13 protein-coding genes, 1 tRNA gene and 1 pseudogene are annotated in these 14,109 nt (G+C 33.0%); 7 read left to right on the forward strand and 8 right to left on the reverse strand.

Translation table 11 applies throughout. The annotated features are described in order from the left end of the window. Positions 1-108: 108 nt before the first annotated feature. Positions 109-2,217 carry a glycogen synthase gene (locus ACFOZZ_RS10510; RefSeq protein ID WP_376815216.1) on the reverse strand — a complete coding sequence of 703 codons (2,109 nt, stop codon included), beginning with the start codon at positions 2,215-2,217 and terminating at the stop codon, positions 109-111. Positions 2,218-2,654: 437 nt separating this feature from the next. On the opposite strand from ACFOZZ_RS10510, the gene ACFOZZ_RS10515 reads away from it, so the two are divergent. After that, positions 2,655-2,849: a type II toxin-antitoxin system YafQ family toxin gene (locus ACFOZZ_RS10515; protein WP_376815217.1), complete on the forward strand. Its 195-nt coding sequence runs from the start codon at positions 2,655-2,657 to the stop codon at positions 2,847-2,849. A gap of 571 nt (positions 2,850-3,420) precedes the next feature. On the opposite strand, the gene ACFOZZ_RS10520 is transcribed toward ACFOZZ_RS10515, so the two are convergent. The 4 genes and pseudogenes from ACFOZZ_RS10520 to cysE all read right to left on the reverse strand — a co-directional run bounded on the left by ACFOZZ_RS10520 (position 3,421) and on the right by cysE (position 6,193). Next, positions 3,421-4,221 carry an SDR family NAD(P)-dependent oxidoreductase gene (locus tag ACFOZZ_RS10520; protein WP_279080304.1) on the reverse strand — a complete coding sequence of 267 codons (801 nt, stop codon included), beginning with the start codon at positions 4,219-4,221 and terminating at the stop codon, positions 3,421-3,423. Positions 4,222-4,456: 235 nt separating this feature from the next. Then, positions 4,457-4,552, reverse strand: a pseudogene (locus ACFOZZ_RS10525) (chromosome partitioning protein ParB); the annotation flags it as partial. Positions 4,553-5,550: 998 nt separating this feature from the next. Beyond that, a tRNA-Arg gene (locus ACFOZZ_RS10530) sits at positions 5,551-5,627 on the reverse strand. Positions 5,628-5,653: 26 nt separating this feature from the next. Further along, positions 5,654-6,193, reverse strand: a complete 540-nt coding sequence (gene cysE, locus ACFOZZ_RS10535; RefSeq protein ID WP_022425388.1) for a serine O-acetyltransferase — start codon at positions 6,191-6,193, stop codon at positions 5,654-5,656. Between the two features lie 401 nt (positions 6,194-6,594). Between cysE and ACFOZZ_RS10540 the strand changes: the two genes are divergently transcribed. From ACFOZZ_RS10540 to ACFOZZ_RS10565, 6 genes are all read left to right on the forward strand, one after another. After that, a complete protein-coding gene (locus tag ACFOZZ_RS10540) occupies positions 6,595-7,008 on the forward strand; it encodes a LytR/AlgR family response regulator transcription factor (protein ID WP_376815218.1) in 414 nt (137 codons plus the stop codon). Beyond that, positions 7,005-7,889 carry a hypothetical protein gene (locus ACFOZZ_RS10545; RefSeq protein WP_376815219.1) on the forward strand — a complete coding sequence of 295 codons (885 nt, stop codon included), beginning with the start codon at positions 7,005-7,007 and terminating at the stop codon, positions 7,887-7,889. The genes ACFOZZ_RS10540 and ACFOZZ_RS10545 overlap by 4 nt, the downstream gene beginning before the upstream one ends. Positions 7,890-7,894: 5 nt before the next feature. After that, a complete protein-coding gene (locus tag ACFOZZ_RS10550) occupies positions 7,895-8,218 on the forward strand; it encodes a GHKL domain-containing protein (protein ID WP_376815223.1) in 324 nt (107 codons plus the stop codon). Positions 8,219-8,297: 79 nt separating this feature from the next. Then, positions 8,298-10,040: a hypothetical protein gene (locus ACFOZZ_RS10555; protein ID WP_376815220.1), complete on the forward strand. Its 1,743-nt coding sequence runs from the start codon at positions 8,298-8,300 to the stop codon at positions 10,038-10,040. Between the two features lie 217 nt (positions 10,041-10,257). Next, on the forward strand, positions 10,258-10,776 hold the full coding sequence (locus ACFOZZ_RS10560; RefSeq protein WP_376815221.1) for an ATP-binding cassette domain-containing protein: 519 nt from the start codon (positions 10,258-10,260) through the stop codon (positions 10,774-10,776). Beyond that, positions 10,701-10,880: a hypothetical protein gene (locus tag ACFOZZ_RS10565; RefSeq protein WP_376815224.1), complete on the forward strand. Its 180-nt coding sequence runs from the start codon at positions 10,701-10,703 to the stop codon at positions 10,878-10,880. Before ACFOZZ_RS10560 ends, ACFOZZ_RS10565 begins: the two co-directional genes overlap by 76 nt. Positions 10,881-10,956: 76 nt before the next feature. On the opposite strand, the gene ACFOZZ_RS10570 is transcribed toward ACFOZZ_RS10565, so the two are convergent. From ACFOZZ_RS10570 to ACFOZZ_RS10580, 3 genes are all read right to left on the reverse strand, one after another. Then, on the reverse strand, positions 10,957-12,168 hold the full coding sequence (locus ACFOZZ_RS10570; RefSeq protein WP_376815222.1) for an ATP-binding protein: 1,212 nt from the start codon (positions 12,166-12,168) through the stop codon (positions 10,957-10,959). Positions 12,169-12,298: 130 nt separating this feature from the next. Continuing rightward, positions 12,299-12,964, reverse strand: a complete 666-nt coding sequence (locus ACFOZZ_RS10575) for a phosphatase PAP2 family protein (protein ID WP_070101877.1) — start codon at positions 12,962-12,964, stop codon at positions 12,299-12,301. Between the two features lie 73 nt (positions 12,965-13,037). Continuing rightward, complete coding sequence (locus tag ACFOZZ_RS10580; RefSeq protein ID WP_279148546.1) at positions 13,038-14,045, reverse strand: glycosyltransferase family 2 protein; 1,008 nt, start codon at positions 14,043-14,045, stop codon at positions 13,038-13,040. Positions 14,046-14,109: the final 64 nt, after the last annotated feature.

The following is a 14,109-nucleotide window of genomic DNA, read 5'->3' on the forward strand; positions in this document are numbered from 1 at the left end:
AAACAAAAAATGAAAATACCAATTTGGGATAGCCCAATTGATATTTTCATCTAATTTGTCAACAATCTGATGCAACGTTAGATTTCTAACATTGCATTTTTGTTTACATTAACATTTAGGTGTTAATCCTACATACATATCTTTGTAGTGTTTTGCACTCTGTTCCCAAGAGACATCTTTGTTCATATTACGAACTACCATTTCATCCCAGTATGGTCTACTTTCGAAGTAAAGTGTCTTAGCACGATTGATTGCATCATATAAAAGACCACTTTCATATCTATCGAATGTAAATCCATTACCAGTGTTATCAAATAAGTTATAAGGCTGCACTGTATCTTTTAATCCACCAGTTTCTCTTACGATTGGTACTGAACCATATCTCATACTAATTAACTGAGTTAATCCACATGGTTCAAATCTAGATGGTACTAATAATGCATCACATCCAGCATAGATGTTATGTGCTACATTTTCATTGTAGGCAATATAAGCACAGAAGTTACCCTTATACGCGTTTTCATAATAACGGAATGCATCTTCATATTCAGCATCACCTGTACCTAATACAACAACCTGTGTATGTTCATCCATAATATGTGGAATTACACTATTTACAAGATCTAGACCCTTCTGGTTAGTCAAACGTGAAATCAAACCAATGACAATCTTATGATCATCTACTTCTAATCCTAATGATTCCTGTAAAGCTTTCTTATTTGCTTTCTTGTTTTCAATAACATTCTGACTATCATATGGCGCAGCTAATAGTTTATCAGTTGCTGGATTCCAGATATCTGTATCAATACCATTTATGATACCTACAAGCTTGTTATGATGATATCTTAAGTGTTCTTCAAGACCTTCACCATATTCTTCAGTCTGGATTTCACCAGCATATGTATTACTTACTGTAGTTACAACATTACTATAAGTAATACCACCCTTTAACATGTTCGCATCCAACCAATTCTGTGTGAGGCAGTCTTTATTAAATACATAATCAGGAAGTCCTGACCAGTACTGAATAGTCTTTCTATCATAGATTCCCTGGAATCTTAAGTTATGAATAGTAAGTACACAGCTTGCACGTCCTACATTGCTGTCTTTGAAGCATGTTCTTAAATAGAGTGGAACTAAAGCAGCCTGCCAGTCATGACAATGTACAACATCAGGTGTCCAATCTAAATAGTTAAGTGCTGCAAGAGCCGCTTTACCAAAATAACAAAATTTAGGAATATCATCGATTAGATTAGTATATGGATTACCCCAAGAGAAGAATTCATGGTTATCAATAAAATCATAAACAACGCCATCTTCCTGGTATTCCATAATACCTACATAATACTGTTTACCATCTGCACATAAGTCCATAGAGAATGAACCTTTATATTCCATCTTTTCCTGGAACTTCTGTGGAATACACTTATATCTAGGAATAATAACCTTAACATCACAATTCAACTTAGCAAGACTCTTAGGAAGAGCAGACATAACATCTCCTAATCCACCTGTCTTTACAAATGGATAACATTCAGAACCAATGAATGCTACACTTCTACGTGGACCTAAATCAACTGGTGCTGGAGCAGGTGTTTCCTGAACGACTACTTCAGGTTCGACTTTCTTTTCTACTTCAGGAGCAACTGTTTCTTCTACTTTAGGTTCTTCCTTTACTGGATCTTCCTTCTTAGCAGTTGTAGTCTTCTTAGTGGTCTTTTTAGGTGCTTCTTCTTTTACAGCTTCTGTCTTAGCTGCAGTTGCTTTTTTAGCTGTTGTTTTCTTAGTAGCTGTAGTCTTCTTAGTTGTTGCTTTCTTTGGTGTTGCAGCCTTTTTAGCTATTTCCTTTTTAGGTTCAGCTTCTTTAACTGCTTCTGTTTTTGAAACTGTAGTTTTCTTAGCAGTTTCCTTTACAGGTGCTTCTTCTTTAACCGCTTCTGTCTTTGCAGCAGCTTTTTTAGCTGTTGTTTTCTTAGTAGTTGTAGTCTTCTTAGCTGTCGCTTTTTTAGGTTCAGCTTCTGCTACTGTTTCTACTTTAGTAGCTGTTTCCTTTACAGGAGTTTCTTTTTTAGTTGCAGTCTTAGTGGCTGTAGCTTTCTTAACTGTTTCCTTTACAGGAGCAGCTGCTTTTGTTGTATCCTTAGAAGCTGTTGTTACTGTCTCTTTCTTAACAGCAGCTGCTTTTGTAGTTGTTTTCTTTGTAGTTTTCTTTCTCATATTTTCTTCTCCGATCTCTTAGATTAAATCAAACCATAAAACCTTAACTTTCTCATTTTCTCTTGCAACATCCCCTTCTATTACAATTAAACTTTAAATTCACTTAAAGTTAGTAATATATTCAAAATATTTCTTTATTTATTGTACCATAATCTGTAAAAGTTGTTTATACAAAAGAGATTTATTGTAAAAAAAGGATTTATACAAGTCTTCACCATTTATGATTTCTGATATTGCATGATCTATAAAGTTCATTTCTTCAGTCACCTCTCTTGTAATATATTTTACCATTATTCTCTCAAACAATAGAAAAAATGAATCCGTCACAAGTATCATTTCTAAACATCTCATGTGTTTAAACGGGGATTTGCGTATTTTCTATGTTTATTTGTAATAAGATTCAGGGCATATAGTATACAATGCAAAAAAGTACTACAATGAAACGCCATCTTGATATCGAACTTCTTAACGATATCATTCGCAAACTTGCGAATGATGAACAACTTCCAGAGAAAAATAAAAATAACGCTTTAGTTAGAAACTGGACTGGGCATCGTAAGTGCAGTATTCTGCCAGATTGGCTATTGGTTTATCGTATTGAGAATGATTTGCTCGTCTTGACATTATCCTGAACAGGAACCCATAATGATTAATTACGTAAATAAAAGCACTTGGTACAATAAGCAGGTGCTTTTCCTATAAACAAAAAAAACTGAAAGCCTAAAAGCTTTCGGTAATTATTTGACTGACGTCCCAGATAAGATTTGAACTTACGAACTTTCGCTTAGGAGAGACGTTCAAAATAGCTTTCCAACCGCTGTCTGATGCCGAAAAGTCCATATAAGCCTTAGATTTTCAGTACTTATTCTGTTCGTTAATTACTGGCAAAATTCAGCTAATTTCATTGGATTTCAAGTGTTCTTTTTTGCTCTCTTTTAGCAGAGTGAACCACAAACGGGTTGTGTTATTCGGTTTCAAGTCTGCCTTCGGAATGCCGAATATTCTACACTAATTGTTAAATTTTCTTCTTTTATATTGAAAAAGGCAACCCTTTCGGATTGCCTTCTCATTATAGATTGCTTGCGAATGCTTTGAGCAACGCCGCCGTTAACTTTCGGCTTATAGGGAATGCTTTCCTGCCTATAGTCGGGAAAGTGCGTCATGCAAATATACTTTCAATAGAAAGTCTCGTCGCAAATAAGATTACCAGGTGCGTGAAGCCATATTCTTGAATTCGCCAACTGTTGAAACGTGGCTGTTAAGACCGCCGTCAACTGTAAGAACCTGACCTGTAAAGAACTCGCTCTCATCAGAAGCAAGGTATACGCACATATTGGCAATATCAGCAGGGCAACCATAACGGTTAACCATGATGTTATTAAGGAATATATCCTTCAGAACCTGGGGTACGTGAGCCTCGTTATCCGGTGTAACAATAAGACCAGGGCGTACGCAGTTGCAACGGATATTGCTCTTGCCGTACTGCATAGCTGTTGACTTGGTAAGCATATCAACGCCGGCTTTTGCACAGGCATAAGCGGTAGAGCCAAGGTCACCGCCACAAGAAGCCATCGAACCTATGTTGATGATTGAACCGCCGTTGTTCTGCTGCATATAAGGAATAACACATTTAGTAGCATAGAATGTGCCGCGGATATCTGATGAAAAGACAGCGTCCCACATCTCCAGTGTGAGCTCATCAACTCTGCCGTCCTTCAGACCGACGTTGGCGGCGTTGTTGACAAGGATGTCTACCTTGCCATACTTCTCGACTGTGTCCTTGATAAGAGCCTCAATACTCTCGACCTGCATAATGTCCATAAAGTGGTAGCTTGCTTCACCGCCTTCAGCCTTGATAGCGTCAACAACTACCTGACCCTTTGCCTCACGGCGGCCGCAAATAACAACCTTTGCGCCCTCAGCTGCAAAAAGCTTTGCAATACCTGTACCGATACCGCTTGTAGAACCAGTTACGATAGCGACCTTACCTTTTAATCTGTCCATTTTATAACCTCCTGAAATTTTATTTCTTTTTTATATTATACTGCCTTTTAAAAATAAATACAATTTTATTTTTTTCATTAGCATTACCTCCTGACGGCTTTATCATATATTGAAATCTTATTATTGTGAAATGTGCGGTCGGGAATGGATGGCACTCTGTAATAAAGGGATTAAAAGGTACGGAATAAAACAAGGCCAAACTATGACAAGCACCTTTTTCAATTAGCAAGTAAATTAAATCTGTTCGCTGTCCCTGTCTTTTCATTGCTCCTAAACGCATTTTATATGCGAAGGCTTTTTCCGAGGGAAGTATCTGTGACTCCTGTATGGAGAGCAGGTCATCAAGCGTCGGCAGAATGGAGTCGCTCTTTCTTTCTGCCATCTGCTAACACTTCCTTTGATAATTCAGCGTAAGCCTTCGCCACAGGACTGTTCGGTTCATACTTATATATGCTGACATCTTTCGAGGCTACCTCTGCGGCTTTTACTGCAATAGGAATGGCTGAGTGATTTATTTTAATCACGCTTCCGTAGTTTTTCTGCAGTGCGTCCGCCGTGCTTTTCGCAAGGGTTGTTCGGGTTTCTACAATATTGAGTAAAATGGTAAATGGAGAAGAAACCCGTCTTTAGAAGTTATCACTATGTTTTTTAGAACCTAATTAAATGCCCTTTTGAAATTAAGCCGATTATTTCGGCTTTTTTTACGCTTTATATTTTATCGAATTATTTTTCATGGTATAACAAACATAGTGATAGTAGTGATATATTAAATTGGAGGTGCTCCCATGGCATATTTTCTAAAAAAAGCGAAGCTGAAAGGCCGTACTTATCTCTCTTGAACAATTAAGGAGAGTTACTTTTTTGTTTCCTCCTCGTCATTTCATATTGTCTATTTTCGTCTTACATGCAGGCTCTATCAATAAAACAAAAGGCCTATTTGGATATAAACTGACTCATGTCATAAAAGGAAGCAGAGAACTTTTCTTGACGAAATCACAACTGTGTTTCCAATGCCCGATCTCTCTGCTTTCTTAAGTCTATTATAATGTATGCCTACAAAATAAAAGACTAGAAGTTAAATATAAGTAACCTCTAGTCAGTATGCTTATTTAGTGAAGAGAAGAACGATACATTAATAGTCATAGCTATCAATCGTTGTTTACGAGCTTACCTTACGGATGTCTCAAGTTATATTGATTAACTTCTCTTCAGTGATATGATATCACTTCTAGATAAAATAAAAAACTAGAATTATTACTTGAATAACTTCTAGTTCTATAATACGAAAGCCGAAAATCCTTAAAAATAAAGACTTTCAGCGTTGTTAGCTGGCGTCCCAGATAAGATTTGAACTTACGACCTTTCGCTTAGGAGGCGAATGCTCTATCCAGCTGAGCTACTGAGACACTTACAAGGGGGCTTATGCCCCTTTTTATAATTCGCGATGTACCTTGACACCATTCTCTTTCACAATCATACCAGGAACACCTACTACTGTACAGTTAGGTGGTACATCTTTCAATACTACTGAATTCGCACCTACAATACTGTTATCTCCAATAGTAATATCCCCAATGATTTTTGCACCGGCAGAAATCATTACATTATTATGTAAGGTTGGATGTCTTTTACATGTATGTTCTCCTGTACCTACCCCTCCAAGAGTCACACCTTGATATAATAAACAATCATCACCAATAATGGTTGTTTCCCCAATTACAACTCCCATGCCATGGTCAATAAATAATCGTTTACCAATCGTTGCACCCGGATGTATTTCAATCCCTGTAAAAAAGCGTGCTACTTGTGACAGGAAACGTGCAATTAATTTCATATGACATTTTGTCCATAAGAAATGATTGATGCGATAAAAAAAGATAGCATGTACACCTGGATAGTTCAATATTACATTGAACCAGTTACGTGATGCTGGATCATTCTCTAATACTGCACCAACAATAGTTTTCGCCATTCTCCCCACTCCTTTTTCCCTATTATAAGGATTTATTATTTGCCGGTCAAATAATGTAATAATAAATCCTAGTCATCTTAATGATTAGATACTGTCATTGACAAAATATAATATATTTTTTATTATCTCTCTAAACAAGGAAACTATTATGTTTCATATTGCGATTGTAGATGATGATCAATCGATTCATCAAAAATTAGAAGAAATGATTAGTTCTATATTATTCAAATACCATATACCTTTTACAGTATCTCACTTCTTTTCTGGTAATGAGTTTCTCAACAACAAAGATATATTTTCTATTATCATATAGATATAGAAATGAATGACGGTGATTGTATTTTGACTAAGAACTCTTTAAAAGTTCATACTCCTATTATCTTTCTTCATATCAAGATAGAATGATAGAAGCATTTGGTAATCATGTGATTGCTTATTTATTAAAAAATAGTCATACTTTGTCACAGGACTTAGAAAGATATCTTATTCAAATATCAAAGACAGATTGTATCTATTTAGATAATCAGATGATTGATTATAAAGAAATCACCCACTTAAAGGCAGATAATGTTTATACAATAATCCATACATACAGTAAAGATTATCTCATTCGCAAATCATTAAAAGATATGGAGAAAGAACTTCACTGCCCTTTCTATCGTGTTCACAAGTCATATATTATTAACTTTGATTATTTGAAAGATATCAATCACTTAAAACTTACACTCACAACTTCAGAAATAATTAAAATCAGTAGAAGCAGACTAAAAGATATCCAACAAAGCTATTATGATTATATAAGGAGTACACTATGATTTCATTTTGCGAACAAATACTACTCATGTTGAATGTTTTGATGATCAGTTATTTATTATTCAATAAAGAGTTCAATAAACACCATTGTGTTAAGGGAATAATTTGTTTCTTAACTTCATTAGTTATGATTGTATTAAAGAAAGAAATCAATCCCTCTATCATCAATATTGCCTTTATGTTTCTTGCTTATATTTTCATATTTGATTTATCCTTGGAATCTATCAAAGAATTTATTTCTTCTTATATTGTCATAGTATTTTTCCAAATATGTATCAATTCGTTCTTGTCATTCTATGATATCAATCACTTATCATTCATCAGTGCACTTGTGTCATTGATTCTTATAACTCTCCTTTGTTTTATTACAAAGCGGAATCATTTAATCATTAATAACTCTATTTTGATTATTCTATCTTCTGTCTGTATATTATTATCAGCACAGCTTGTCTTATTGACTAATCTCTACATTTCTATGAATAAGAGTATAAAATGGAATATCATTTTATTTCTCATTACATCACTATTATTGATGCTCTTACTATATTTCTGTTTGAAAATGAATTATGAAAAGAAAAAAGAAGACATATTAAAACAGAATCTAGAAACAATCATCCAGCTGCAGCAGTCATATCTTTCTTCTTATACCCATAAATATCAGGGACTTAGAAAATTCAAGCATGATTACAATAAACAGATTCTCATGATTAAGGACTATTATTTAAATCAACAAGATCAACTGCTTCCTTATTTAGATATTCTCAGTCATCATCTATATAAGACCAATAATGATTCACAAAATCATATCATTAATATGCTGTATCAGTATTTCAAAGAGGAATATCCTCAAGTCCATAGTCATATAGATGATATCAAGTACTAGGAACTATCAAACTAAATAATTCAAAGCTATCATCGTTAATATATAATCTATTCAAAAATAGCTTTGAAGCATCTTCTAAAACAACAGATAAAGACGTTTCTATCTCTTTAAAAAATAAAAACAACAATCCATATATTCAAATAAAGAACTCAATTGATCAGCCTGTCACTCTTAAAAAAGGCTATACAAGTAAAGAAAATAAGAATAATCATGGTATTGGACTCACAATCATTAATGAGATTGTAGATGAATATCATGGAATCGATCAATACCAGCAAACAGACCAATGTTTAGTAAATGACATCATACTCTTTGATGTGATTCACTAAACAAAAAACTGCACTTTACAACAATTCCATGTAAGTGCAGTTTTTATTATGTTAGAGTGCATGTGAAAAAGAGATTACTATGAAAAAAGCTATTATTATCATCTTTTGTATCCTTACATGTCACTTCTTTTCTGTAAGCTATACCCTCACAAGTCATGAATACTTTAATCATATTTTATATTCAGAAAAAGAATTACCTGGCTTTTATTCTATTCAAATTCCTCATGATATTATGAATAATGATTCGACTCAAATATTGCATACTGTAGAGAATTGTTTAGATAAATATCTGGGTAATTTGTTTATCACGAAGAATAAGGGTAACCATTACAAGAAATATGTTTATCTTACTCATGATAAGAATCAATATTTAAAGTCTACTTCTATGCTTGATCATGCATTCACTTTTAATACTTATACGCTAGATAGACTATTGAGTGATGGATATCAGCTAGAAGGAGAAGTACATGTTACCTTCCCAAATAAACAGTCTTTCAATCAATTTAAGAATGGGATGAATGCGATATTACATATATCTATAAAAGACCTCAATGACTTAAGCGGACAGGTAGATTATATGATATGGATTATCATTTGTTTAGCTGCTTTTTGTTTCATTCTTATGTTAGTGATTATTTATGACCTGCTGCAGAATTATAAACTTTTCAGCATCAAGAGACTTGAAGGATATAGTTTATTTTCTATTGGGTATGATTATATATGTCCCATTATACAATCGCAATTTCTTATTACTTTCATAGGGTTCTTTGTCCTTACATTACTAGTATGCAGGCGTATAAATCAATCTGTCATTCATTTTCTAATTGATCATTTCTTGATTCTATTCTTATTTCTATCACTCACTTTGATTATATGTGTTCTTATGATCAATCACTTTAAAGACGTGAAAGCGATAGACTTCCTCAAAAACAAAGGTCCATCTAAAACAATAATTTATTTTAATCAAGTTGTCTTATTCATGATGATTTTAGTTATTCTATTTCTCTCATCTATTGGAATAGAAACTGGTTATTCGCTATTAAGTAGAATGAATAATCATATTGAGTGGAACACAATGAAACAATATTCTATCTTAAGTGAAGTCTCCAATGTAGAGAATGGTGATCTGTTTACAAGTCAAAGCTTTTTAAACAAACAAAAAGAACTTTATCAAGACTTCAATCGTCTTGGTAGTATCTATGCAGACTTTAAAGAATATGACAAAAAAATATATACATTTACAATTATGGCCTATGTCAATACAAACTATCTAAAGAAACAAGTGATTCAAGATATTCATGCCTATACTATTCATATCAGTGAAGATGAAAAGAAAAGAGTAGTCTTAGCACCTCAAAACTATTCAAAAAAGAAGATATATAAGATGACACAGGATATGTTTGATACACCACATGGTATTAAGATTATCTATTATAAAGACAATCAGAAATTCTTTACTTATAACTCTTTAATTGTATCTGATTATTCAAATAGTATTACAGATCCTGTTGTACAGGTTCTTACAAATGAAAATGGATCACCTGAAGATTATGATGTCATTCTAGGATATAAATATAATCCTAATAAGATCAAAGGCTCTCAAGAGAGAATTCAGTCCATTTTAAAGAAATATAGCTTAAATCAATATACTTCTAAAATCATTACCGCATATGATGAAATATCTCTTCTAAATCATCAAGAACAAACACTCTTTATTGCGGTTATTATGATTTCTGTCGCATTAGTCAGTTTAATGATATTAATGATTTACCAGAATATTCATCCAGTACCATGCATCACTTCTTGCGATAGAGACAATTGAAGGTTACACATCACTAGTCAAGTATTTCTATTTTGTGAAATCAACAGTTGTTTTATTTATATCTATATTCTTGATTTCTTTATTATGTCATTCTTATTTCATCTACACTCTTATTATTTATCTGATTCTTACGACTCTATGGGGTATGACTTATGTACTTTCCATAAAGAAGTTTGAGAAAAAGAATATCATTCACCTATTGAAAAGAACTTTTTAAATGATTGAATTAAAAAACATAACGAAACATTATGATACAAAAACAATCTTTGATTATTTTAATCTCATTATAGAAAAAAATGAACTTGTCGCAATTGAAGAAAATAGCGGTTCTGGCAAATCTACATTACTCAATATCATGGGGTTATTGGAAGAGGTAGACGATGGAGAAATTATCATTAATCATCATTCAATTTCAAATAAGAAAGATGCATTATTACTTATGAGATATGATATAGGCTATATGTTTCAAAACAATGCTCTAGTAGATGATTATACCGTCAAAGAGAATCCTAATATGGTGTTGAAGTATTCAAGATTCAATAAGAAAGAAAAAGTGAATGCGGTAAAACAAGCACTAACTACTGTTGGCCTAGAAGGATATGAGAATAGAAAAATATATTCTTATCTGGTGGAGAAGCCCAGCGTATCGCATTTTGTAAGCTGCTTCTTAAAAAGCCAAAGATTGTGTTATGCGATGAACCAACTGGTTCACTTGATGAAACAAACACAAAAATGATGATGAACCTATTATTGGAATATCATCATAATGGTGCCACTGTAGTGATTGTGACACATGATCTAGATGTTGCGAAGCTTTGTGAGAGAGTTATTCATATTTAATCAGTAATAGGCAATATAGTACTTTTTCTATATTGTCTTTTTACATGCACAAAAAAATGAGTCTCTCAACTCATTTCTAATACTCTTTACTTAATAAGAAATCCACTATGTTCATTGTTTTTATTCCTTCATAGTTACCACCCGCAAAATCATCTGCCATCACAACATACTTAGGATAATTATCTCTGATTTCTAAAAGCTGTTCATATTCCCTTTTCTGTGTTTTTTCAGACTTTATTTCCTGTGTTACCTGAACATAGATTTTTTCATTTTGTTTTGTTGCAACAAAATCAATCTCTTTATCTTTTATCTTACCAATATAAACATCATAGCCTCTTCTTTTAAGTTCTAGATATACAATATTTTCTAAAGATGCTGCGACACTATCTACAGTATAACCTAATACAGAATAACGCAAAGAAACATCCGCAAGATAGAATTTCTCCTGTGTTTTTAATATATCTTTTCCCTGCAAATCATATCGAAAACACTTATGAAGAATATAGGCTTTCTGTAATTTCTCTAAATAGCTATAAACTGTTTCATTGTCAATCTTTCTCTGTTCTGATTTAAAATAATTAGAAATCGAGTTTGCAGAAAATGTGTTTCCAATATTATTAAACGTATATTTTACAACTCTTTCTAGCTGGTCTATCTTCTTGACTTGGTTTCTTCGTACTATATCAGAAAAAATAGTAGAATTATAAATGTCCTTCACAATCGTGTAAACTTCATCCTGAGAATAATCCTGTAAATGAGTTGCAGGGAATCCACCCAATCGTACGTATTGGCTGAATTCCTGTTTCAACTCCTTAAGAGTCGTATAGCTTTTCTTGAACATAAGATATTCTTCAAATGACAAAGTATAAATATGAAAAGTAATATATCTGCCTGTTAGATATGTAGATATCTCTGAAGACATCATTCTTGAATTGGATCCTGTAATATAGATATCTACATCAAAGTCTGAAGCAAGCGTATTCACTACTTTTTCCCATCCTTCAATTTCTTGTATCTCATCTAAGAATAAGTATGTCTTTTTTGATTGTAGTATTTTCGATTTTATTTCTAGATACAATTCTTTTGTAGTCATATCTTCATATTCCATAGAATCAAAGCGATAACTAAGAATCTGTTCATCATCCACATGCTTCTCTTCTCTTAGTTTTTTAATAATCATCTTCAAAATTGTTGATTTACCACAGCGTCGAACTCCAGTCAATATTTTCACAAATGGAGTATCTACAAAAGGCATGATTTTATCTAAATATAATGGTCTCTCTATCATACAATCACCTCTTCCATATAAATGATATCGCAAAACTATCATTATCACAATGGTTTTGCGGTTTAAAACCGCAAAACTTTATTGTTTTATGAATTATTGCGATTAAAAAGGTGACATTTTACTGACACCTTTAGCCTTTATTTGGAAACTTTGAATATACGAATTGACGTAAACGTGGATGTTCTCTCTTATAAATGAGCTGATAGAGCACATATGCGATTATACTTGCTGCTACAGCATCCATACATGAATGCTGTTTGATGAACATTGTCGATAATGTAATAAGTACTGCTGAGATAATCGCAAATATATGCATTGGTTTATTATCTTTGAATTTCTTTGATTTAATGAGTGCAATCGCACATCCTATTGAATTAAATACATGAATACTCGGAAATACGTTCGTTGGTTTATCCGCCCCATAAATGAATCTTAACCAGAATTGTTCAAAGGCATTCCCTGTAAGTACTTCTGGACGATGACAGAATGTTGTCGGGAAGATTGTGAATATGATGAGTGAAATGGTCATACCACAAGCTAAAAATGAAAAGCCACGATAGAATTCATCTGCATCATAAAAAAACAAGAATAACAAAGTTCCTGCAACAAATAAAAACCAATAGATATAGGGAATAATAAATGCTGGTACGAATGGTATGATACGGTCCAATCCTACATACATATCAAAGAAATGACTGATATCTCTTTGTTGTAAGCCAAAGTACCAAGGCAGATAAAATACAAAATAGACAAGAACCCATGCATGTTCATGAGTCTTTATGAATTTCTTAATCATTTAATCACCCAAACTTCATTCTATCGATTCAGTAGGTAATAGTCAACATAAAAAAACAGTGATAGAATCACTGTTAATTGAAACCGAATAGTTTCTGTGCAAGTTTATATCCACTAACGATTAGTTTACGTCCTAGTGGATCATCTAATTGCATAGCAAGACCTAATGCAGTCTTTTTTACTTCCTTATAAACGGCTGGCTTTGTATCCTTCATATAAGCCCATAAATCATTACGCTTCTGTAGGTTTTCTTCTGTACCACTCTTAATGCATAATACAGTAGTTACTGTAGTAATCATAGAAAGATACTTGATTAAGTATTTTCTCATCTTACGTGATTTAAGCTTATCAATATCGATTGCATCAATCATACGTTTATTCACTCTGATCTGCTGATCAATACGTCTAATCATCACTGTTTCATTCACTGATTGATCTTCACGGCCAATGAAATAGTGATATAAATCAACATTTAGATAATACATAGTCTGAACGAATGGAATTGGTTCATACACAAATAAGTTATCTACATAGAATGTATGCTTAGGAAGTACAAGACCACTTGCACGCAATACTTCTGTACGATAGATAATTGAATGCATTAATAAGTTCTGTGATGGATAGAAATACTTCACATCATACCATCTAAAAATCTTATTTTCAGGTAATGCATTTGTATAACGAATAGGCTTCTGTAAATTCTTTGATGGTTTATCATAGACATAGTTACAAATCATCATATCGACATCATTACCAAGTTTCTTTAATGTCTGAATCACTTTAACTAAAGATGCTTCATCAAACCAGTCATCACTATCTAATACTTTAAAAAAGCGTCCGGTTGCATTCTTTAAACCAGTATTAACTGCTTCACCATGTCCACCATTTTCCTGATGTATACATCTGATTGTTGCAGGATATTCTTCCTCTAATAAGTCCCCTATCTCTCCTGTCTTATCCTTAGAACCATCATCAATGATTAAGATTTCAATATCATTTTCACATATTAATAATGGTTCAATAGCATGTCTCATATAATCCTGTGAATTATAACAAGGAACCGCAACTGTAAGAGTTTTCATATTTTCCTCCATTTCCCCGCACCTTCGTTGCGCGGACACAAATATATAACCAAACTCAAATCCA

It is taken from the genome of Catenibacterium sp. GCM10023432 (assembly GCF_042651925.1).
GTDB lineage: Bacteria > Bacillota_I > Bacilli_A > Erysipelotrichales > Coprobacillaceae > Catenibacterium > Catenibacterium mitsuoka.

Excerpts from the sequence above, each read along its gene's own strand:
- ACFOZZ_RS10560 (WP_376815221.1), top strand. The coding sequence starts at position 10,258 with ATGATTGAATTAAAAAACATAACGAAACATTATGATACAAAAACAATC.
- ACFOZZ_RS10545 (WP_376815219.1), top strand. The coding sequence starts at position 7,005 with ATGATTTCATTTTGCGAACAAATACTACTCATGTTGAATGTTTTGATG.
- cysE (WP_022425388.1), bottom strand. The coding sequence starts at position 6,193 with ATGGCGAAAACTATTGTTGGTGCAGTATTAGAGAATGATCCAGCATCA.
- ACFOZZ_RS10580 (WP_279148546.1), bottom strand. The coding sequence starts at position 14,045 with ATGAAAACTCTTACAGTTGCGGTTCCTTGTTATAATTCACAGGATTAT.
- ACFOZZ_RS10540 (WP_376815218.1), top strand. The coding sequence starts at position 6,595 with ATGATAGAAGCATTTGGTAATCATGTGATTGCTTATTTATTAAAAAAT.
- ACFOZZ_RS10575 (WP_070101877.1), bottom strand. The coding sequence starts at position 12,964 with ATGATTAAGAAATTCATAAAGACTCATGAACATGCATGGGTTCTTGTC.
- ACFOZZ_RS10515 (WP_376815217.1), top strand. The coding sequence starts at position 2,655 with ATGAAACGCCATCTTGATATCGAACTTCTTAACGATATCATTCGCAAA.
- ACFOZZ_RS10510 (WP_376815216.1), bottom strand. The coding sequence starts at position 2,217 with ATGAGAAAGAAAACTACAAAGAAAACAACTACAAAAGCAGCTGCTGTT.
- ACFOZZ_RS10520 (WP_279080304.1), bottom strand. The coding sequence starts at position 4,221 with ATGGACAGATTAAAAGGTAAGGTCGCTATCGTAACTGGTTCTACAAGC.
- ACFOZZ_RS10555 (WP_376815220.1), top strand. The coding sequence starts at position 8,298 with ATGAAAAAAGCTATTATTATCATCTTTTGTATCCTTACATGTCACTTC.
- ACFOZZ_RS10570 (WP_376815222.1), bottom strand. The coding sequence starts at position 12,168 with ATGATAGAGAGACCATTATATTTAGATAAAATCATGCCTTTTGTAGAT.